This is a genomic window from Acinetobacter lwoffii, assembly GCF_029024105.1.
Lineage (GTDB): Bacteria > Pseudomonadota > Gammaproteobacteria > Pseudomonadales > Moraxellaceae > Acinetobacter > Acinetobacter lwoffii.
Genome location: NZ_CP118963.1, coordinates 1,300,694 through 1,318,055, shown reverse-complemented (window position 1 = coordinate 1,318,055; position 17,362 = coordinate 1,300,694). Strand labels below are relative to the sequence as shown.

Sequence of the window (17,362 nt, the reverse complement as noted above, 5' to 3'; positions counted from 1 at the left end):
AAACCGCCAGGTAGGCGGTGGTTTTGGTTAGATTTAAAATCTGATCAAGATGATTGGAAAAATGGCAACGATGGCTGTAACTCGCTTTCCAGTTGCGCTATTTCATCATCAAGTGGATGCTTTTCTTGTTTCCACGCATTCATATCTCTAGCCGAACAGCTAACTTGCTGCTTCCGACTATTGCGATAACCGACAATATGGTTATATCGCGCCCATTTAGATTGAAAAACTTGGGTTAATTGGTTTGCCATCCAGTTGAAGGCATCAATAAATTGCTCTTTTACTGCATCTGCTTTCTCGCCATTAAAGCCCATCACCAGAAACATCCAGCCATCCTTAGTCATTTGATAGAATTTTCTAGGCTTTCCATTCTGCAAGTCATTGTTTTCAAAGCAAAGCGCAAAATTGCGTTCACGAAATTTCTGTGAGCATTTCATATTTTTTATAGAGCGAAGCACATCAGAGTGTCGTTTTTTGAATGCTTCCGCTACTGCATAACTGGTTGTCTTTGGTTCGCCATTTTCATTTGAGACCATGGCGCGTAAATTTAATGTTGTCATCATGTTCATAAGATTTCCTCTTATATGACCATGTTCAGAAAAAGAAACTGGCAGGCAAGTTGAACATGGAAACGTGCTTTTCGAACCGTCGTTCTAGCCAGTGGTTTGCCTAAAAACAGGCATAAAAAAAGCCCTGCATCGCTGCAAGGCTCATTTTCTCAGTTAAAAAATTGGCTAATTGTCCAATTTTCCTGTTTTGAATTTGGTGAATTTTGGTCAATAAAAAACCCCGCTTATTGCGAGGTTTATGTTTTGGGTTGAGTGATTCCCAATTTAGACAAAATAATATATAAACGGCATTTAGGTCAATTGATACTGCACAATTTTTCTAGTTCACTCGGAACTCAGCTCTGATTATTTTTGCGTAGAAGTTCTTTTCATCCATGCTTTGTGGTGCATGAACTTTGTATATTTCGAGATGAGATACACTAAAAGACTGTAAATGCTTTCGCCATATGTCGCACAACTCAGAAAGCATCATCATGCCGCTACCAAGTGGAGCAAAGCATTGAATTGAAATAATGCCTTGATCCCGAATGCATGGCTTATCACCAATGCCTACAATCTGGCTATCAGCGTATTGAATAAACGCCTTACTCCAAGCCTTATTTTTCGGTGGCTCAAATGGCATGCCATGACTTAGTGGCTTATTCACCATTTCAACGATTAGATTTTCGAGTTTGGCAATTCTTACCAATTCCTGATGAATGGCTGTTTCAGCCTGAGTAAGTGTCATCATTTGTATTTACTCGCTACTGATTGGTAGGACAATGCGTAGACACCATTGGGTGCTTGCTGACTCCACCCATTTTCTAAACGTGTGCCGTATGGACTCAATGTCTGGATATAGACAAGACCGCCTATTTTCGCTGTAGATGCGACTTTCAAACCTTCTGCTAGTGTTGCACCACCCGATAGGTCAAAGCCTTTCTCATACATGCCTTGCGGTCTATCAAGCGTTACTTTGTGCGATGCCCGAAATTCACCATCCATGACAGGCGAGCGCACAATAACTTGCTGCAATGTTTCGCCTACAATCTTTTTGAGATGGTCATCTGCATTCTTCACCACATCAAGCGCAAAATTAGTCGGTTTGTTTTTCCATCCCATTTAACACCTCGGCAGATTCTCAGTTAATTCGCGCTCATCGTATGAGTTGTGAATATAAGCGCCATCTTCATATCTCACACCGCACTTGCAATCAGGATTGAAATCATGTGGTTTTAAATCATTTTGAGGTATCACATGAACTGAATCATGGATTTCGTGTACTTCCCAAGCCATAACTACACCTTTCTAAGCTGACAAGTCCAAATACTATCTGTCGGATCAGCCCCAATATTCACCACTTTAAAATCACCTTTACTGGTTGCCCAAACATCACCAATCTGCGGAATGCCTGTAACTTCATTCTGCAGAACAATTGCTTTTGCATCTTCGGCTTGATAATCAGCAGGCTTCACCAAGTCTTTTTGATATGAGCCAAACAGAACGCCCCGCCCTGAATATGATTCATCACCAACAATGGGATAAGTCTGCGTTTCAAAATCAAACTCACCCGAGTAAATCAGTTTTGTGCAGGTGAAGGTGTCGACAGCATCGGCCAATTTTGTACTGAATGCTTGCGCAACCTTGGCTTGGATTTTATCTTTCATCACTTCACCACAAATGTATTAATTGCAAAGCCTTTTAAAAGATACGGACTCAGCAAGTCATCAATGAATAACATTGTCGAGCTTTTGCCCTGCTCCATACCTGCCACGTACTCTGTCTGAACCTCTACGGTATCTGCTTTGACGCGTTCGGATTTCACTACACCATCCGTACGGTCTTTATATAACTCACCTTTAGCGGCTAACTGTGCAGCATAAGCCCCTGCAAGTAATACATCTTCTGGAATTACTTCAAATTGACGCAAATGCTTAACACGAAGCCAAGCATTCGCCTGAGTAACTGCGAGATTAGCGTCACCCGATCCAGCCCAATCTGGGCCAAGGCTTTGAGTGACTGAATCGATAGTGACGTAATTCATAGTTATTCCTTGGTTGTTTCGGTTCCAGCTGCAGCACCTTCAGTGCCACCGCCATTCTTACCAGCATCATCATCTTTAGGCGGTGTGCTTGAACCTGTAGATGATCCAGATGCTTTGCCTGATACCTTTTTAGGCTGCTGAACTTTAAATCCAGCAACTACATCTTCCCAGCGGGTTTTCTTTTCGCCTTTACCAATAGCCATGTTTAGCTCCTTACTTGGTTAGAATGAATGCCAATGGAATGGCTTTGCGGTCATAGACACGTGTCCAGTTTGCAGCTAAAGCAAGGTCAGCCCATGATGCAGAAATTGCTGGATCTTCTGTACCGTTGCCAGTGATAGTTGCACTGGTGAAGCTGTAGCCGAGCGGGTGAATGAATGTCTTACGACGCGACCAGATTGTTTCTACACCACCACCGTTTGCTTCTTCATCTTTGTAAGAAACAGTTTGAGCATTGTCTGGTTGACCAAAGCCGTAACCAATCGCACCAGCACCCAAAAGGATTGAAAGGTACTGACCTGAAATCATCGGCATGCCGTCATCTTTAACCAAGCGCTTACCTTGATAAGTAGCAATCTGAGTTTTGGCATCTGAATGCTCAACAAACTCGATCAAGTTTTGCTTTTGAAGATCAGCATACTTTTTAGAGTGAACCACTAGAGCGCCCAAGCCCTCATCGCTATCACCCATAGTTGCACCAGCATCAATGATGATGTCAGCATCCAGAGTGCCAACTGCATCTGATACCACCATGTCGCTTGCATGATTGGCCACGTTGTCGGCATACACACCCAAAACGGATGCAATTAGACGACGTTGAACCTGACGTTGCCAGTAGCGGTTTAGTTTGCGACCTACTGCGGCAAGTGGATCTTGTGCGGTTAATTCCTTCACAAGGTTTGCAGCCGCCCAGCCTTCGTTCAGGTGAGCAATGCGGGCTTTCATCACACCAGTATTCAGTGCCAACGGAACAGCTTTGTCAGCCGGGTTGTCGTTGCTGTAGTTTGGTTCGATAGACGCATCCAAATCATTCCAGTATGGAACTTCTTGAATTGCAGTACGCGCATTCAATAATTGGCTAAATTCGTTATTGGTGACCAATACACCTGAATCAGCAAATGCGGTTTTTTCAAGGGAATCACGATCAATGTAGCTTGCTAGAAGGTCGCGGTTATAAATATCTGTAAGGCGAACTGATGCCATAAGATTAATACTCCAAATTATTTATTAAATTCGCCATTGTCTAAAGCAGCCTTGAACCCTGATGGGTCGCGTAATTGCCACTCTTGACGCTCGGCTGTCGTCATTTCATGTGGTTTTTTAGTAGCACCGCCACCTTGACCACCAGAAGCCCCACTTCCTGATGCGTTTGACGCACGAATCAAAGGCTTGAATGCCTCATTCGCACGAAATTCTTTTTCTAAATCTTCAATGCTCAATGCGCTTGGCTTGCCCTGCAAATCAAGAACACGGATTTTGATTTCACCATCTACAGTTTCAACCTGTAGGCGATTGCTGATATGTGGAAGCAAAACGGAATCACTACCTGGTACAGCGAGTTTCGCTGCCAGTTCAGTAGCTTTACTTCCAACTGTTAATTTGTAGACTTGTGCTTCAAGTGCCTGTTTTTCGTTTAACAGCTCGGTTTCGCGTGCTGCAAGCTTTTCACTCCATGACTTTTCCAAGGCTTCGATATTGCCGTTTTTGCGGGCATTTTCTTCAGCTTCTTTTCGGGCCTGTTCTTCCGCTTCTTTGCGCTTTTGCTGTTCCGCTTTCTTTTCAGCAAGCAGCTCATCAACCTTCTTACGTAGGCCCTCATCATTTTGTGGCTGCGGAATACCTTCGATTTTCAGGACGTATTTACCGTCTTTTTCTTCATAGAGTGATTTGACAGATTCCTCGACACCATCGAGATTTTCTAATTCATACTTCAGCATTTTGCTCTCCGAGCGATTGTGCAGTCACAAACTGCGGGCATAAAAAAAGACCCGTTTGGGTCTAGGTTTGGATTTGGTTTATTTGCGCTGATTGCTCAACTCAATATCTTTTTGATTAATTGAGCTTCGCATAACAGGTGTCTTTTTCTTAGGTGGTATCTGGAAAGTTGCAGTCACAATCGTCATCCCATCCACACTACATTCAGCACTAACATTTGACTGTATGCCTATCTCTTGTTTGGTTTCGGCATCTACAAGTACAAATTGATTGGTGCCTTCAATAAGCTTTAATTCAACGTCTTTCATAATCCCAATTCCTTAAACGTCTTTGCATCCAGCGCCTTCAACTCATCCAGCGTGTACATGGCGCCTTGAGGATCGACAAACTTATCAATGCTGTACTTACCTTCTTTGTAGAGCTTGTAGCGTGCTGGACCGAGCCATTCTTTCTGAAAAAACTCATCAGTCTGGTCGAAAAACTTCTTAAACGATGTATTGGCATCCAACTGGCCAATCAGGTCTTTACGTTCATCTTTTGGAATATCCTTGACCTTACGCTCATCCATTACAAACGGACGCTTGCCTGATAGCTTTCCATCAGCATCAACTCCAATGAGAACGCTGCGGCAGTTATAATGCAAAGGCGGTTGCGGATGTGGCTTATCAATCTCATACACCGACTGATCTAGTACAGAACACGTTTTGGACGTTCTCCCGTCCAAAGTACTGACGAATTTCACATGAGTGAATCCAAGTGCCTTCCAGGTATCGTCATATGAGATATTCGCTACATGACTTCGTGCGGTCCGAACAGTACGCTCAATCTCTACCTTGGTCGCATCCCAGATACCACCCACATAAGCGTATTGATTGCCGACCTTGGTTCGCTTGCCACGAATGCAGGTAATGATTTCCTGATTCGTCTGCCCCTGATTGATACCGTCACGAATCGCATATTCAACCTGCTTTCGCGCCTTATCCAGTACAAAGCCAAACATTTCATTAATGAGCTGACCGCCTGCCAATGGAGTAGACTTTGCTTTTTTATAAAGCTGCTCACCACTGACCGAAGCTGCTGCACCTGTCATCAACTGACTAACATAAGATGCTTCATACACCGCCATGCTGACCGCTGACTGGTGGAAGGTTTCTGGCACCTCGACTGAAATCTCTTTAAATCGGTCATTCAGCAGGATTCGGATTTCTTTCAATTGATCAGTAGTGTATTGACCGCTCGCCAATGCGATTCTTTCAGCGTCAGACAGGTTTTCAAGCAATTCCCTTAGCTCGGATACCAACTTGTTAGACAGTCCGTAGAATCGGCTTAAAACTTCATTTACAGCTTGGGTCGATGCTCGATAGCTATAGGCTGAATGTTGGCTTAAAGCATTAAGTATTGCTTTCTGTGCTATTTGGTCATTCATAGTTCACACCTGGTAAAGCACTAGCTGTTTCAGCTTCGATCCGCTGTTCTTCTTCCTCAAAATCAATCTCAGGAACTTTTCCGGTTGTTCGGATTTCATGGAAGGTTTGACGGCTCAATTTGCCTTGCTGGACCAGCTCGTTATAAAACTTCAAGGCATCAAGTGAAAGCTTACCTTTAGCAAAGTCCTGTTTGATCGTGAACTTAGCTTTACCAGATCCAAAGTACTTGGCACACCAGCGCAACACAATTTCAGAGGCTTCATTGAGGTTCGCCACACATAACGACAAGACAGAATATTTCGCCATCGATTCATTGTTGGATTCGGTTGCAGTTTTCACCACTTGATTTTCCTCAAGCAGTTTTGCCCCCAAAGCCTTCATGTGCTTCTCTTTGGCTTCCATTGCCTCTTTGGCAATCATCTGCTCCTCTGCTTGAGCAAAGGTGAATGTCGCACCCGTTGGAAGCATTAAAGGAGTTGTAGAGCCTAGCATTACACCATTTTCTTGCAGCCAATCGCGCCACTCGGTATCAAGGCCAGTCATCACTGGTTGAATCTGGCCACAGAGGAACACACTGTTCTCATACTCAGCTGAGTTGTGATAATGCGCGATATTCATCAATGCCAGTGACTCAAGCGGGATATTATCAATCTCCCAATCATTGGCCACCGATCCAAGCGGGATAAATGGTATCTCATTCCACTTGGCGCCATTTGCATCAGTCGGATAATACGGTTCGCTATCAGCTTGCAGGGTGCCAGTACGATCAGAATAAATCTGAACACAATATTCACCGTTCTGGTCCAGTCGCAATACCCGATAAAGCTGAATCTCTTTTAGGCTAAACTCGTCACTCGGATCCACAATAGAATCCTTCTCAGCAAGGACTACCAAAGCTGTCTTAAAGTGAGCACCTACCTTACGCACACCCCAATTGATAATGCTTAAGGTTTTGTAATGCACGACTGTCGGCAAAATACCTAAACGCTCAACCTCAGCAACCGAAGTCGCACCATCTGTCTGCGGATAATCCACAAAGAGACCGCCACGGCCAGCATCAAGTAAGCCACCCAAAGCGCTTTGCATCAAATGGTAGTAAGACTTGCCAGTACCATCGGCATTGTATTTCAGGAAATCCATACCATCAGGATCAAAGTTCGGATCTTCCGAGAAGGCAATGCCGATTAATTCCTGTTTAGTGTCTTTGGTGATTTCATACAGCACAGCACGATCACGATAAGCCTGATTGCGTAAATCATTCTCGCGCTGATCCTTGCTCACATTGATTTCAGGCAGATATAAAGCACCTGCCTTTTTCACTGCATTTGCACCATCACATAGATCGTGAACGACCTTCCAGCGGCCTTCAAATTCAGCATATTTAGGATGTTTTGAATTGACTGCCATTTAGTACACCGTGCTTAATGAAATAGTTTTAGGTTGAATCTTCTTCGACATCGCTACAGCAAAATATCTAAAACCATCGGCACCATGCGAAGTATGGTCATGCAGAGGTTTATCCTTCCAGCAGCCTTTCTTGTCATCCCACTCTTTGCGATAGTTTTCCAGATGAGAAATACCTTCCTCACACTTGGTTTCATCAAACTCACATCGAGGCAGGATTTCACGGGCCAATTCAATGCCGTCCATGATTCCAATATTAGGAACCACTTGGAAACGAACTGAATATTTCACCCCATCAATCTCATAACCTTCTTTGGCAATATCAAGGCGAGATTTACCATCGTTCATCAATGAGCGGTTTTGAATATCATGTGGAGCGTAATGTGCTGAATAGGTATAGCCGCGATCCTTCAAGACCTTGAAGTAATGACGCATGCCTTCGCCTGAGTTTTCGTAGTAATCAATCACCTGATAATGATCATCACCGATCTTGCGAATGAACCAGATCACCATAGAATCCGATACACCCAAATCCCAGAAGGTCATCACATCCAAGTGTGAATTATCAGGCAACTCACCAATGCGGCCATTCTCGTACAAGAATTTGAATTGCTTCTTGTAGTAAGCGCCCTCTACTGACTGAGCAAAGGCCTCGGATGGAATAGATGGATACTCACGCTTAATATCCTCACCAAGCGTTTTCTCTTTCTGCCAGTACCATTGTTGCTGCTCTGGTGTGGTATGGATGTTGTATTTAGCTTTTAGCTCAGCAAAGTAATCTTTTAGGCGCTGCGGAATCTCAGCTGTAACCGGCAGGGCATAATCATGATTCTTCCACCATGAGAAGAAAAAGAATTTCCAGTCTAGGATGCCAAGTGTTTTACCTTGCAGTTGTAACTTCTCAGCAGTCTGGCAGTAGTCATAGAAATAACCTGACTTACCTTCAGCTGTAGACTCAAGGGTAATCTTTCCACCCAAGCCAACTGCCTCAAAAGCACCAGTGACAATCTCACGGGCCTTATCCGGGTATTTCGCACAGATCTTACCGAACTCGGAAATATGCAATCGCTTTAGCGTTCCACCACGAAATGATGTACTGACCGTGACTGATCCACCTTTGGAAAATACAAGCTCTTCCTTGGTTTCAATGCTTAATGGATTGGCTGCACGTAATGGGTGTGGAAGCTTCTCATAAGCATACTTAACCTTTTCCCGAAACAGACGTTTAGCATCATGCAGGGTATGTGCAATCAAGGCACATTTATCAGACATGAACAGTGCAGCATCCAATTGAATGATGCACATCTCAGTCGTAAAACCGAGCTGACGTGCTTTTAGGATGATGTTTCTCGACCACTCGTTTTCAAAGTACTCTAGCTGCTCAAGTGTCATCTTGAACTTAACTTGTTTGCCGTTCTTATCAGTGATGTAGTAGAGATTATTTAAACGGAAATGTTGGTCAATAAGTTTTGCTCTATGCTCAGGTTTAAGCATATGCCCTCCTTATTTTCAGTCGTTGCTTAGCTCATCCATCAGGTCAGATAGTGATTGAATCTCAAGTTTTCCTGAGTGCTCCACTTTGTCTTTAAATGCGCCCACAGAGACATGCCTACCTAGTAACTCAAGATTCTTCACCTTGTCAGGCCACTTGATCTTTTTAAAACAACCTTCACCATCACTCAGTTCAAGATTCTCAAGATTTACCACGTACTGTCGCCAAACTTTAGGCCATTCATTAACAGGTCGAATCTTCATCTGATCATCCATGATGTCCAGGACATCCATTTGGTCAATTTCGACCAGACGTCTTAAGACATAGGCAGCATCAATTTGGGTTTGTTCAGTACGTTTGTTTTGCGCTTCCTCAATTGCTTTTGCAATGTTAGGTTTTGTGAGGTTTTCGCTTCCAATCTCTTTGGCTGTCTTCTCACTGTACCCAGCACGAATCGCGGCTTGCGTAGCATTTAGGTCTATCAGATATTCTTCGACAAACCTTTGCTGTTTGGGTGTTAGGTTTGCCATATCTTTACTCCATCACATATTTAAGATCATCTGGACAGGTGAGCCTCACACCATCCTTTAAGCACCACATTTCAATATCAGTTAAGAATTCAGCCATCTGCTTTGGCGTGGCTTCCGTGATGCTCATTCGATTTGATACAAACTGTCTTAATGGCTCATAGCCTGAACTTCCTGACTTTTTCAAATCACGCATGACTCTAAATGTTTCTGGATACTCGCCCACATTGTCACGATTAAAAATGATCGACAGGTATTTGTATTTAAAGAATGCAGACGCTTCTTCTTTATCCAGTCCACGCTGTTTGCCGTACTCAGTCATCCACAGCCAGTACAATCTTCTTTGTGCGCTGGATAATGTTTCTTGCTTCTGATCAATGCGAACAACTAAAGGCTTCCCATCACTCAAAGCATCCGCATGATGTCTGTGCATATACGCAATAGCACGGCCTACTTCTTCAAATGATTTAATAACAAGTGTTATGGGTTCTAGCTTAGAAACATTCTTCATCATGCTTACCCATCATCAACTCAGTCTTAACCAACCACTTCTCAAACATGGCTTCACTTTGTTCTCGGTTGCCCAATTCAAAACGATCGAATGCAGCATGGCATTTAAAACAAAGGGGAATTACAAATAGGTCAGAACTTTTAATCCCTCTACCCTTACCATGCTTTGCTGAATTACTGTGAGCTGCCTGTGAGTTTGGATTACCGCACCGGATGCATGGTAGCTTTCTGATTGCTGCGAGTCTTTTGTGGTTGCGCTTCATAGAGATTGATTCTGATGTTTCTTGCCCGCTCTCGGTGGCGTTTAAGCTTTTCATCAATATCCACCATCTCTTTAGCAGTCATCATGCTGCGTGACAGGCTGAGTAAAATATCAATCTGGTCGCAATGCTCTTTTAATTCCCTTTGTGCAGATACTATGTCCATATTCACCGACCTTGACGCTTATATTTGCGTCTCTTTGCCTGACTTACACGGTTAGGCTTTGATTTATGTTTTGCTGGTTGAGTCAAACGCATAGCCCGCGATAATGCACCCAAACTATCGGTAGCTCGATGCATCCCATCACCAACCACCATCATCCCCATGGATGCTAAAGCCATTCCTAAACTCATTCGACTCATTCGCATATTCACCACCAATAAGAAAAGAAAAACCCCTCAACATCTAGAATGCGAGGGGCTTTGTTTGCCGTAATACGTCCGGCGACTGTTACCGAAGTGACAAGGGTTTATTCAACTTCTCTCAAACAATCCCGACACACCTTGATTTCTTCATCATCAATCGTGTAGTCGATCTCAGTGGCACCATGTAGGCCAAATAAGCAAAGGAAAAATTGGAGCATCACAGCACCTCGAATTGATCTCCCTCATACACAAACTGGAAGCCCATACAGCGAGCATCTTCAGTTAATGATGGGAACATTGGTGATTTCTCTTTTGAGCAAATGATGGCTACACATTCAGCCTTGCACTTATCTTCACGATCTACAACCAGAATCATTTCGTTATTATCTTCATCTGGTAGCGACTCAATAACACATGGAGCCAAATAACCAAACTCGTCAGCAATACCCCAGGCGTAATCCCATGCTTTGTCACCAGTTTTGGCAATATGCACATCGTTAAACTGGAATTCATTGTTTTGGTATTTGATTGTTTTCATGATTGGCTCGGTTATTTTTAGAATCTGGGTGGCGGCATTAATTTAAAAACCACTAGAAATTAATAGGACCGCCATAATGCAAAAAGCCCACCTTTTGGCTAGCTTTCCTTGATGCTTAAACCTATTTTTGACATTTCACTTCAAACTGGTATTCGTCTTGAGTGACCTTAATTTTAATATTTTTATATTTTCGTTTGTTTGGATCCATTGCCGAGCCAGCCACTTCCTCAAAAAAGCTACGATCATTCATTAGCTCGCCATACGCTTTATAGCCTAATAAAATCTTTTCAGGCTTTTTGCCTTCAGCCACTAATTTACCGAGAGTATCTTCTAGTTTTTTAACAGTTAAAATCGCCATTTCAATTAGAGCTCAAAAACAAAAAGGCATTATCACTTAATTTTATGAATAAATAATGTCAAAAAAGCCCACCTTTCGATGAGCTTTTTAACACTTGGTCACTTTTGTATAGAACGACCAGTCTATAAAAATACTATCTTATATGGGGCTTATTTGTCAATTAAGCTTTTCTTAAATTTTTCCGATAAATATCAGCATAAAAATCTATCTCATCGCGCATATCTGAAAGCATAATTTCCACCATATTTTCCAGATAAGCATAGTGCTCTCGGTAGGTACGCATCTTCATTTCCGTGATGCCAAAAAAACGTAATTTGTCTTCAGCTTTAAAATTACCCATATCTCGAAGACTTAAGAATAACGCCATCTTTGCCACCTTGAGTGCAAAGGACTTAAGATCAAATCGAATGCGTTGCACATCCTTTGCTAAAGCCTCATAGAGACTAGCAGCTAAATAATGATGCAAAATATTGTAGGCCATTGTGTTATCTCGATAGTCACCCCATACCAAGATTTCACAATATGCCTTTGTTGCCTGATCATCGATTGAAGCAATAGCACCACAGCGATCTTCCCATGTAATTGGCTCCAAACTACCACCCCCTTGACTTGGTTCATAATTCGCAGTCTTTGCTCTTAACTGCTGCCCCAACCATTCAATGTTTGTCATCTTTTCAGCTACCATCGCATTCATCCCTATTCCCTCAAACCCTTAACTTTTCAACTTGAATAATCAGCTTCCCGCCTTTTTCTGATGGCAACCGCTTCACAAGCAATTCATCCACCTGGGAATCATCCAGAATCAATCCACCTTTCGACAAAGCATCGAAGCAAGGCTTAACGATGTTATCGATGTCGCGTATTTTCGCATCAGGTGGCGCGTATTCGATCTTTACGCGAACTCTGCCCTGATACCCTGCCGGCTCGATAAAACGCTTCATAACGTCAATAAAGTGGATTGCACGCTTACTTAATCGGTTGGTCTTGTTGGCCCCACGAATCCAGTAGTGATTCACCGAAGGAGGTGTGATTAAAACTTCACACCAGAGCAGTTCATCATTCATCACACCAAATCCCTTCCCTTCGACCAGATGAGCCGGAACCTTTGGCATTGGATCTGGATTGGATTTCTTCTTCCCCGACTTGGCTGTTACACCAAATCGAGGGCCAATACCGGCTTTTCGTGCCTGTGCTGCGGTGATTCGAAGATTAGTCATTGGCACCTCGCCACATCATCGAAGCAAAGCAAGCCATAAAAATAAGCATCAATACACCTAAAACAGTCGTCTTGAACTCAGCGAAAAGAACAGTATTGCAAATCAAAAGCACTGCGGTTTCTTGTTGGAATTTACTCATGATCACCTCGCAGGGCTTGCTTCACATATCTAGCGAAATCACTCAAGCTATCAATATCACTATCTTCATAAATATCGATCACGCGCTGAACCTCACTTAATTTGGCTTTTAGCTCATCAATCTCACCCTGACGAGCATTCCAGCCTTTGGTGTGCCATTCCTGAGTGAGCTCGACAAATTCATCCTTAGAGCGCTGACGTTGTGTGCTCCACCCCTGATAAGTCATCTGAACCGGCAGCACTCGATAAACATCACCATCCTTATCAAACAGCTTGTCACCATGGATGAATCGCATGTTTGTGTAGAAGTCTTGATCCTCAAACCACTTTTCAAAATCACTCATGCTCAATCACCTTCGTATTCGGGCTGATATGATTAGCAATGTCCGTGCAATGGTCAGTTTCCTCATCCGACCACTGCTTTACATTCACATCAAAAGGCTCTGATTTTTGTTCTGAGCAATAGGTGCAGATAAGTTGACGTTTGGTGTCCCCAATCTTGGAAATATTTTCCCAATCATGGTCACATTCCTTTAATTCTGTTTTCTCGATTAAGTTCATGCTGCTTTCCCTCGCTTATTAACTAACGACCACTGGTTTTCCTCTTTTTTAAGTGACGCAATCAATTTGCCTGCATCGCGCAAACTCAAATATGATTGGAATTGGCAGTAGGATAGAAAATCCTTAAAGTGAGCTTGTGCAATCATTCGGACTTGTGACTGCGTTAATTCAAATCCCTCTGGAATACCTTGTTTTTCCCAGTTCTTAATCATTTCCTTTTGCAGCCCTTCCCACTCACCCATAACTGTCTTGATACCATCCACAAAATGCACTTTAGCTGAGCATCCACCCATCAACTCTGCATGTGTCATCGGCGGCAAGGTTAATGCAAATGGCACTGTTAGCATTTCGTCTGTTTCCAGATTGTAGAAATGCGAGTCAATGCCGATCTCCCAAGATTCAGGCGTTTTAATCAATTGCTGCTTGAGCGCGATAATTAAATCCTGTTCTTCATAAGCGCCAATCGTCACATGGGCAGGCACATAAGCATCGTCAGGCAAGTTGTTTTCTTCTGCGTAATCATTAATTGCCTTATTCACATGCTCAACAACAAAGTCCATCTGAAACTCATACAGCACATCGCAGGCTTTCCAATTCGCCCGAAATTGAGCTTCTTTTGATACCCTGATCTGACCCAACTTATTCGGGTTGTATTTCTTATTGCGCTTTTTCATGCAGCCTCCCCTTGTTTGGATTGAATTTCCAGTTCCTCAACCTGTGCCATGACCGCTATAATCTTTTGGTGTTCATCCTTGGTTAAGCGAGCACCTCTTTTTGATGTGGTAATGCTGCCGCGTATGCGATAAAGCGGAATACCTGTCAGTTCAGCCAAATATGTGCGTCTTGGTTTTAATGTGGCGCTTGAATTGCACCACTTGATTAAGCGATTGACTTGCAACGATGAAGCGTATGAAGAAGGCGTTTCAACCGTTGAGCGCTGTGGGCGTGGCTTAAACTCCGTACCTGGCAATTTCTGAACCTGACCACCAGACTTAAGGAATTTTTTAACGTCCCGGGTAAGTGTTTTGCGCAGCTTCTCTTTCTCAACCGGAACCGCTGTTGACTTACGTGCCACGCTTTCAGCTTTTACGTGTTCTAAAAATTCTGATTTATTGATGTTCACACCCCACCCCCTACTTGCTCTTGAGCCACACTTGCAAAGCGACACACATCCAATTGATCCTGAACCAACACGATCCCCTTCTTGCCATGACGGTTTTTAGTCACAAGCACCTCAGTCACACCAGTCGGCATTAAGTCCTCTGATTGCAGCTTTGGGTGTAGCAAGACGATCTGGTCTGCATCCTGTTCAATCTGACCCGATTCTTTAATGTCTGAACTCTTTGGGCGCGAGCCTTTGTCTGCATCACGATTCAACTGCACTAATGCAATCACTGGGCATTCAAATTCCTTCGCCATTGATTTAAGTTCACGGCTGATTGATGCCACCTCCTGAATGCGGTCTCTTTGGCTTGGATTGCGAAGTAACTGCAAGTAGTCAATAACGATGCACCCAAGTCCTATCTTCTTGTAGCGGCGCTCTGCTTTGCGTACATAGGTACGAACTTCGCTTAATGTCGGCTTTTGCTTCGGTTCGATCCAGATTGGCAATTTTGCATAGGCAGCTTGCGCATTGGTGAAGTCCTGCATCACACCTGACGACATACGAGCGTTGTGCAGCTCGTCATAAGGGATCAGACTCAAGGCACTAATCATTCGATTAACCAAAGTCTCTTTATCCATCTCAGCCGATACAAACAGCACACCTTTGTTTTTGATTGCAGTATCCAGTGCCAGCATTTGAGCCAAAGTCGATTTACCTGAACCCGGTCTACCACCAACGACACACAAATGCCCTTTTTGAACCGTACCAATGAGGTTGTCCAAAGTAGGCAGATTGAACCTCACACCTGACGGCTTACCCTGTGCCAGTGCTTCGGCTTTCTCGATCATCTTTTTCAAAGCACTATCAATGGAGTCTTCAAAGCTTGAACCTAAGTTATTCTGATCCTGATTGTCTGATCCACTAAATAGTCCCTCTGCTTCAGCAAAGACATCATCCAGATTTAAGTCATGAGCAATCATGGCAATCTTCTTGCCAATTTCCTCAACCTTGCGGTGTGATTTCAGTTTATTAAGTTCAGATACATAGCTGCCCAAGTTATAAAAACTTGATGGCGATTCAGACATGATCGTCATCAGATAGTCAGAAGCATCAACCAGAGATTTACTTTGATTGAGTTTCTGTTCAACCAGTACAGCGTCATAAGGTCTTCCAGAATCAGCCAATTCGGAAATAGCTTTGAAAACCTCTTGATGCTTTGTTGAGAAGAAGCAGTCTTGAGTTAAGTCACCTGCCACAGTTTCATAAGAGTTTTGAACTGTCATCAATGCAGCAAGTACACATTGCTCGATTGCGATGTTATGAATATCAGACATTACCAAGCCCCTTTGACTGTTTTAAGGTTTTGAGGTGCTGGTGCTGCTTGATTAAATACTGGTGCTTGAGTTGTCCAGTAATCGTTCTCCCAATTCTTTTGATTTAGCCAGGTAGTCGGTGCTGGAATAAATTCACCATCCTGTTTAATCCAAGATTGATCTTGTTTTTGAGCATTTAGAATTTTGATCAATGTTTCAGTAGTCACAACTGATTTGTATTTCTCAAAAGTTTTAAATGTTCCAGACTTGTCTGATTTACGCTTACAACGTGGATATGATTCCCAGAATTTTTCAAAGTCTTCTGAGTACACCCCTTGCTTTAAAGTTGCTTTAAAAGAAGTTGTTTTAATAGATGCGGTTTTTCCGACAAGATTGGATTCTGATTTTCCGACAAGATTGCTATCTTTCTTGTCGTTTTTTCCGACCTTAGATTCTTGATTCGGTTTTTCAGAGTCGAGAACTCCATCACACAATTTGTACTCAGTAACCGACTTATATTTGCGTGTAGCTTCAATAATTCCCTTGTCTTCAAGTAAGCGCAATGCAGCAATAACAGCATCTTTTTTATAGCCAGTGCTGCGTTCAAATTCAGCAATACTAATTGCGCGAGTATCAACACCCCAGCCGCGTGTACGTCTTACAAGGTAGACATACACAGATAAAGGCGCACCCTTAAATTCAGCCAAAGTTCCACCATCAATACAGGCATTAGGGAGCATGAAGGCATTAACAATAAAATTACTCACAATCTCCCCCTTGTTTAAATTCAACGTACTCATCCTGCACTTCTTCAATGTGAAACATATCCAGATCAGCGTCATATAAATCGGCAACTGGGCAATAGCGCGAGGTGAAATTCGGATTTTCACGCTCGTACTGGTCAACGAATTGGCGGGTTAAGTGGTTCATGCAGCACCTCGCAAATTGAACTTAGCCCACTCTCCAGCAGTCCACTCGACACCTTTTGGTGTGAATAGAGATCGTGTGAATGTGTGGTTGCTCTCGCTGATACCTGTGTTGTTGTGGAATCGCTTTGCATCTATGTGGTTTTGATATGCCAGCCACTCACCATTGAGCTTGTACATAATCTTTTCTTTTTTTAAGAAGTCGCGGAACTTGCGCTCGTTTGCACCTAGTAGTTTTGCTACCTGGCGGAATGTTTTATTGCCGTTACCTGCAACGTATTTATCAACGAATGCGACTTTTGGGGCTTGGATTTCTAACTGCTGCTGAAGAACCAATTTCTGCTGCTCAGACTCAAGAGCCATTTGCAGGATTTCCATTTTGGATAGTTCGCGGTTTTTGCCTTCCAGTTCATACCAGCGCTTAACAATGGCGGCTGTAAACTCAGGACAAAGCTGAGCAACCACAGTAATTGAGTCTAATTTTCCTTGCTCGCCAGAAAAAACATAAAAAGTTGTTGGCCGGCCTGCTGTGGCCTTTTCCCCCATTGGGGGTAAAGTAATAACACCACGCTCAGCCAGTCTTTCAACTGACTGCTTAACTTTGTCGTGGCGAGATTGAACAAGCTCAGAAATATCCAGAGTGTCCATTGATTGCTCGGAATTTCCGAACTGTGTTAATATTGGCATGTTCAT

At 43.2% G+C, this 17,362-nt stretch carries 30 protein-coding genes; all 30 read right to left on the bottom strand.

Annotated features, from left to right (window positions below):
- Window positions 1-44: 44 nt before the first annotated feature.
- Window positions 45-569: a Rha family transcriptional regulator gene (locus PYW33_RS06385; protein WP_004645314.1), complete on the bottom strand. Its 525-nt coding sequence runs from the start codon at window positions 567-569 to the stop codon at window positions 45-47.
- 319 nt (window positions 570-888) lie between these two features.
- Window positions 889-1,299 (bottom strand): hypothetical protein, encoded by a 411-nt coding sequence (locus PYW33_RS06380; protein ID WP_004645315.1) that lies wholly within the window; start codon window positions 1,297-1,299, stop codon window positions 889-891.
- On the bottom strand, window positions 1,296-1,670 hold the full coding sequence (locus PYW33_RS06375; RefSeq protein WP_004645316.1) for a hypothetical protein: 375 nt from the start codon (window positions 1,668-1,670) through the stop codon (window positions 1,296-1,298). Before PYW33_RS06375 ends, PYW33_RS06380 begins: the two co-directional genes overlap by 4 nt.
- 176 nt (window positions 1,671-1,846) lie before the next feature.
- Window positions 1,847-2,215 (bottom strand): hypothetical protein, encoded by a 369-nt coding sequence (locus PYW33_RS06370; RefSeq protein WP_004645319.1) that lies wholly within the window; start codon window positions 2,213-2,215, stop codon window positions 1,847-1,849.
- Window positions 2,215-2,592 (bottom strand): DnaT-like ssDNA-binding protein, encoded by a 378-nt coding sequence (locus tag PYW33_RS06365; RefSeq protein WP_004645320.1) that lies wholly within the window; start codon window positions 2,590-2,592, stop codon window positions 2,215-2,217. The genes PYW33_RS06370 and PYW33_RS06365 overlap by 1 nt, the downstream gene beginning before the upstream one ends.
- A gap of 2 nt (window positions 2,593-2,594) precedes the next feature.
- Window positions 2,595-2,795, bottom strand: a complete 201-nt coding sequence (locus PYW33_RS06360) for a hypothetical protein (RefSeq protein ID WP_004645321.1) — start codon at window positions 2,793-2,795, stop codon at window positions 2,595-2,597.
- Window positions 2,796-2,805: 10 nt separating this feature from the next.
- Window positions 2,806-3,795, bottom strand: a complete 990-nt coding sequence (locus PYW33_RS06355) for a hypothetical protein (protein ID WP_004645322.1) — start codon at window positions 3,793-3,795, stop codon at window positions 2,806-2,808.
- 17 nt (window positions 3,796-3,812) lie between these two features.
- Complete coding sequence (locus PYW33_RS06350; protein ID WP_004645323.1) at window positions 3,813-4,529, bottom strand: hypothetical protein; 717 nt, start codon at window positions 4,527-4,529, stop codon at window positions 3,813-3,815.
- A 78-nt stretch (window positions 4,530-4,607) separates the two neighbouring features.
- Window positions 4,608-4,835, bottom strand: coding sequence for a hypothetical protein (locus PYW33_RS06345; RefSeq protein ID WP_004645325.1), 228 nt, complete (start codon window positions 4,833-4,835; stop codon window positions 4,608-4,610).
- A complete protein-coding gene (locus PYW33_RS06340) occupies window positions 4,832-5,953 on the bottom strand; it encodes a minor capsid protein (protein WP_004645326.1) in 1,122 nt (373 codons plus the stop codon). Before PYW33_RS06340 ends, PYW33_RS06345 begins: the two co-directional genes overlap by 4 nt.
- Entirely contained in the window at window positions 5,946-7,361 is a 1,416-nt protein-coding gene (locus PYW33_RS06335) for a DUF4055 domain-containing protein (protein WP_004645327.1), read from the bottom strand. The genes PYW33_RS06340 and PYW33_RS06335 overlap by 8 nt, the downstream gene beginning before the upstream one ends.
- A complete protein-coding gene (locus PYW33_RS06330; RefSeq protein WP_004645328.1) occupies window positions 7,362-8,852 on the bottom strand; it encodes a hypothetical protein in 1,491 nt (496 codons plus the stop codon).
- Window positions 8,853-8,867: 15 nt separating this feature from the next.
- On the bottom strand, window positions 8,868-9,380 hold the full coding sequence (locus PYW33_RS06325) for a terminase small subunit (protein ID WP_004645329.1): 513 nt from the start codon (window positions 9,378-9,380) through the stop codon (window positions 8,868-8,870).
- 4 nt (window positions 9,381-9,384) lie between these two features.
- A complete protein-coding gene (locus PYW33_RS06320; RefSeq protein WP_004645330.1) occupies window positions 9,385-9,891 on the bottom strand; it encodes a NinB/YbcN family protein in 507 nt (168 codons plus the stop codon).
- Window positions 9,872-10,150, bottom strand: a complete 279-nt coding sequence (locus tag PYW33_RS06315) for a DUF968 domain-containing protein (protein ID WP_034605837.1) — start codon at window positions 10,148-10,150, stop codon at window positions 9,872-9,874. The genes PYW33_RS06320 and PYW33_RS06315 overlap by 20 nt, the downstream gene beginning before the upstream one ends.
- On the bottom strand, window positions 10,089-10,313 hold the full coding sequence (locus PYW33_RS06310) for a hypothetical protein (protein ID WP_004645331.1): 225 nt from the start codon (window positions 10,311-10,313) through the stop codon (window positions 10,089-10,091). Before PYW33_RS06310 ends, PYW33_RS06315 begins: the two co-directional genes overlap by 62 nt.
- 2 nt (window positions 10,314-10,315) lie before the next feature.
- Window positions 10,316-10,510 (bottom strand): hypothetical protein, encoded by a 195-nt coding sequence (locus tag PYW33_RS06305; RefSeq protein WP_141278881.1) that lies wholly within the window; start codon window positions 10,508-10,510, stop codon window positions 10,316-10,318.
- A 220-nt stretch (window positions 10,511-10,730) separates the two neighbouring features.
- The gene (locus tag PYW33_RS06300; RefSeq protein WP_004645335.1) at window positions 10,731-11,051 is read right to left on the bottom strand and encodes a hypothetical protein; all 321 of its coding nucleotides are present in this window, start codon (window positions 11,049-11,051) and stop codon (window positions 10,731-10,733) included.
- A 121-nt stretch (window positions 11,052-11,172) separates the two neighbouring features.
- The gene (locus PYW33_RS06295; RefSeq protein ID WP_004645336.1) at window positions 11,173-11,409 is read right to left on the bottom strand and encodes a hypothetical protein; all 237 of its coding nucleotides are present in this window, start codon (window positions 11,407-11,409) and stop codon (window positions 11,173-11,175) included.
- Between the two features lie 160 nt (window positions 11,410-11,569).
- Window positions 11,570-12,103, bottom strand: a complete 534-nt coding sequence (locus tag PYW33_RS06290) for a hypothetical protein (protein ID WP_004645337.1) — start codon at window positions 12,101-12,103, stop codon at window positions 11,570-11,572.
- A gap of 10 nt (window positions 12,104-12,113) precedes the next feature.
- Complete coding sequence (locus PYW33_RS06285) at window positions 12,114-12,626, bottom strand: RusA family crossover junction endodeoxyribonuclease (protein ID WP_004645338.1); 513 nt, start codon at window positions 12,624-12,626, stop codon at window positions 12,114-12,116.
- Window positions 12,619-12,765, bottom strand: coding sequence for a hypothetical protein (locus PYW33_RS06280; RefSeq protein WP_004645339.1), 147 nt, complete (start codon window positions 12,763-12,765; stop codon window positions 12,619-12,621). The genes PYW33_RS06285 and PYW33_RS06280 overlap by 8 nt, the downstream gene beginning before the upstream one ends.
- The gene (locus PYW33_RS06275; RefSeq protein WP_004645340.1) at window positions 12,758-13,108 is read right to left on the bottom strand and encodes a hypothetical protein; all 351 of its coding nucleotides are present in this window, start codon (window positions 13,106-13,108) and stop codon (window positions 12,758-12,760) included. Before PYW33_RS06275 ends, PYW33_RS06280 begins: the two co-directional genes overlap by 8 nt.
- Entirely contained in the window at window positions 13,101-13,325 is a 225-nt protein-coding gene (locus PYW33_RS06270) for a hypothetical protein (protein WP_004645341.1), read from the bottom strand. The genes PYW33_RS06275 and PYW33_RS06270 overlap by 8 nt, the downstream gene beginning before the upstream one ends.
- On the bottom strand, window positions 13,322-13,999 hold the full coding sequence (locus tag PYW33_RS06265) for a hypothetical protein (protein ID WP_004645343.1): 678 nt from the start codon (window positions 13,997-13,999) through the stop codon (window positions 13,322-13,324). Before PYW33_RS06265 ends, PYW33_RS06270 begins: the two co-directional genes overlap by 4 nt.
- The gene (locus PYW33_RS06260; protein WP_004645344.1) at window positions 13,996-14,448 is read right to left on the bottom strand and encodes a hypothetical protein; all 453 of its coding nucleotides are present in this window, start codon (window positions 14,446-14,448) and stop codon (window positions 13,996-13,998) included. The genes PYW33_RS06265 and PYW33_RS06260 overlap by 4 nt, the downstream gene beginning before the upstream one ends.
- The gene (locus tag PYW33_RS06255; RefSeq protein ID WP_004645345.1) at window positions 14,445-15,764 is read right to left on the bottom strand and encodes a replicative DNA helicase; all 1,320 of its coding nucleotides are present in this window, start codon (window positions 15,762-15,764) and stop codon (window positions 14,445-14,447) included. Before PYW33_RS06255 ends, PYW33_RS06260 begins: the two co-directional genes overlap by 4 nt.
- Window positions 15,764-16,510, bottom strand: a complete 747-nt coding sequence (locus PYW33_RS06250; RefSeq protein ID WP_016807067.1) for a hypothetical protein — start codon at window positions 16,508-16,510, stop codon at window positions 15,764-15,766. Before PYW33_RS06250 ends, PYW33_RS06255 begins: the two co-directional genes overlap by 1 nt.
- Window positions 16,503-16,673 carry a hypothetical protein gene (locus PYW33_RS06245; protein WP_004645347.1) on the bottom strand — a complete coding sequence of 57 codons (171 nt, stop codon included), beginning with the start codon at window positions 16,671-16,673 and terminating at the stop codon, window positions 16,503-16,505. Before PYW33_RS06245 ends, PYW33_RS06250 begins: the two co-directional genes overlap by 8 nt.
- Window positions 16,670-17,362, bottom strand: a complete 693-nt coding sequence (locus PYW33_RS06240; protein WP_016807066.1) for a phage regulatory protein/antirepressor Ant — start codon at window positions 17,360-17,362, stop codon at window positions 16,670-16,672. The genes PYW33_RS06245 and PYW33_RS06240 overlap by 4 nt, the downstream gene beginning before the upstream one ends.

What these genes read in the sequence shown, in the direction of transcription:
- PYW33_RS06385 (WP_004645314.1), bottom strand. Translation starts at nt 569, where the DNA reads ATGAACATGATGACAACATTAAATTTACGCGCCATGGTCTCAAATGAA.
- PYW33_RS06380 (WP_004645315.1), bottom strand. Translation starts at nt 1,299, where the DNA reads ATGATGACACTTACTCAGGCTGAAACAGCCATTCATCAGGAATTGGTA.
- PYW33_RS06375 (WP_004645316.1), bottom strand. Translation starts at nt 1,670, where the DNA reads ATGGGATGGAAAAACAAACCGACTAATTTTGCGCTTGATGTGGTGAAG.
- PYW33_RS06370 (WP_004645319.1), bottom strand. Translation starts at nt 2,215, where the DNA reads ATGAAAGATAAAATCCAAGCCAAGGTTGCGCAAGCATTCAGTACAAAA.
- PYW33_RS06365 (WP_004645320.1), bottom strand. Translation starts at nt 2,592, where the DNA reads ATGAATTACGTCACTATCGATTCAGTCACTCAAAGCCTTGGCCCAGAT.
- PYW33_RS06360 (WP_004645321.1), bottom strand. Translation starts at nt 2,795, where the DNA reads ATGGCTATTGGTAAAGGCGAAAAGAAAACCCGCTGGGAAGATGTAGTT.
- PYW33_RS06355 (WP_004645322.1), bottom strand. Translation starts at nt 3,795, where the DNA reads ATGGCATCAGTTCGCCTTACAGATATTTATAACCGCGACCTTCTAGCA.
- PYW33_RS06350 (WP_004645323.1), bottom strand. Translation starts at nt 4,529, where the DNA reads ATGCTGAAGTATGAATTAGAAAATCTCGATGGTGTCGAGGAATCTGTC.
- PYW33_RS06345 (WP_004645325.1), bottom strand. Translation starts at nt 4,835, where the DNA reads ATGAAAGACGTTGAATTAAAGCTTATTGAAGGCACCAATCAATTTGTA.
- PYW33_RS06340 (WP_004645326.1), bottom strand. Translation starts at nt 5,953, where the DNA reads ATGAATGACCAAATAGCACAGAAAGCAATACTTAATGCTTTAAGCCAA.
- PYW33_RS06335 (WP_004645327.1), bottom strand. Translation starts at nt 7,361, where the DNA reads ATGGCAGTCAATTCAAAACATCCTAAATATGCTGAATTTGAAGGCCGC.
- PYW33_RS06330 (WP_004645328.1), bottom strand. Translation starts at nt 8,852, where the DNA reads ATGCTTAAACCTGAGCATAGAGCAAAACTTATTGACCAACATTTCCGT.
- PYW33_RS06325 (WP_004645329.1), bottom strand. Translation starts at nt 9,380, where the DNA reads ATGGCAAACCTAACACCCAAACAGCAAAGGTTTGTCGAAGAATATCTG.
- PYW33_RS06320 (WP_004645330.1), bottom strand. Translation starts at nt 9,891, where the DNA reads ATGATGAAGAATGTTTCTAAGCTAGAACCCATAACACTTGTTATTAAA.
- PYW33_RS06315 (WP_034605837.1), bottom strand. Translation starts at nt 10,150, where the DNA reads ATGAAGCGCAACCACAAAAGACTCGCAGCAATCAGAAAGCTACCATGC.
- PYW33_RS06310 (WP_004645331.1), bottom strand. Translation starts at nt 10,313, where the DNA reads ATGGACATAGTATCTGCACAAAGGGAATTAAAAGAGCATTGCGACCAG.
- PYW33_RS06305 (WP_141278881.1), bottom strand. Translation starts at nt 10,510, where the DNA reads ATGAGTCGAATGAGTTTAGGAATGGCTTTAGCATCCATGGGGATGATG.
- PYW33_RS06300 (WP_004645335.1), bottom strand. Translation starts at nt 11,051, where the DNA reads ATGAAAACAATCAAATACCAAAACAATGAATTCCAGTTTAACGATGTG.
- PYW33_RS06295 (WP_004645336.1), bottom strand. Translation starts at nt 11,409, where the DNA reads ATGGCGATTTTAACTGTTAAAAAACTAGAAGATACTCTCGGTAAATTA.
- PYW33_RS06290 (WP_004645337.1), bottom strand. Translation starts at nt 12,103, where the DNA reads ATGAATGCGATGGTAGCTGAAAAGATGACAAACATTGAATGGTTGGGG.
- PYW33_RS06285 (WP_004645338.1), bottom strand. Translation starts at nt 12,626, where the DNA reads ATGACTAATCTTCGAATCACCGCAGCACAGGCACGAAAAGCCGGTATT.
- PYW33_RS06280 (WP_004645339.1), bottom strand. Translation starts at nt 12,765, where the DNA reads ATGAGTAAATTCCAACAAGAAACCGCAGTGCTTTTGATTTGCAATACT.
- PYW33_RS06275 (WP_004645340.1), bottom strand. Translation starts at nt 13,108, where the DNA reads ATGAGTGATTTTGAAAAGTGGTTTGAGGATCAAGACTTCTACACAAAC.
- PYW33_RS06270 (WP_004645341.1), bottom strand. Translation starts at nt 13,325, where the DNA reads ATGAACTTAATCGAGAAAACAGAATTAAAGGAATGTGACCATGATTGG.
- PYW33_RS06265 (WP_004645343.1), bottom strand. Translation starts at nt 13,999, where the DNA reads ATGAAAAAGCGCAATAAGAAATACAACCCGAATAAGTTGGGTCAGATC.
- PYW33_RS06255 (WP_004645345.1), bottom strand. Translation starts at nt 15,764, where the DNA reads ATGTCTGATATTCATAACATCGCAATCGAGCAATGTGTACTTGCTGCA.
- PYW33_RS06245 (WP_004645347.1), bottom strand. Translation starts at nt 16,673, where the DNA reads ATGAACCACTTAACCCGCCAATTCGTTGACCAGTACGAGCGTGAAAAT.
- PYW33_RS06240 (WP_016807066.1), bottom strand. Translation starts at nt 17,362, where the DNA reads ATGAACATGCCAATATTAACACAGTTCGGAAATTCCGAGCAATCAATG.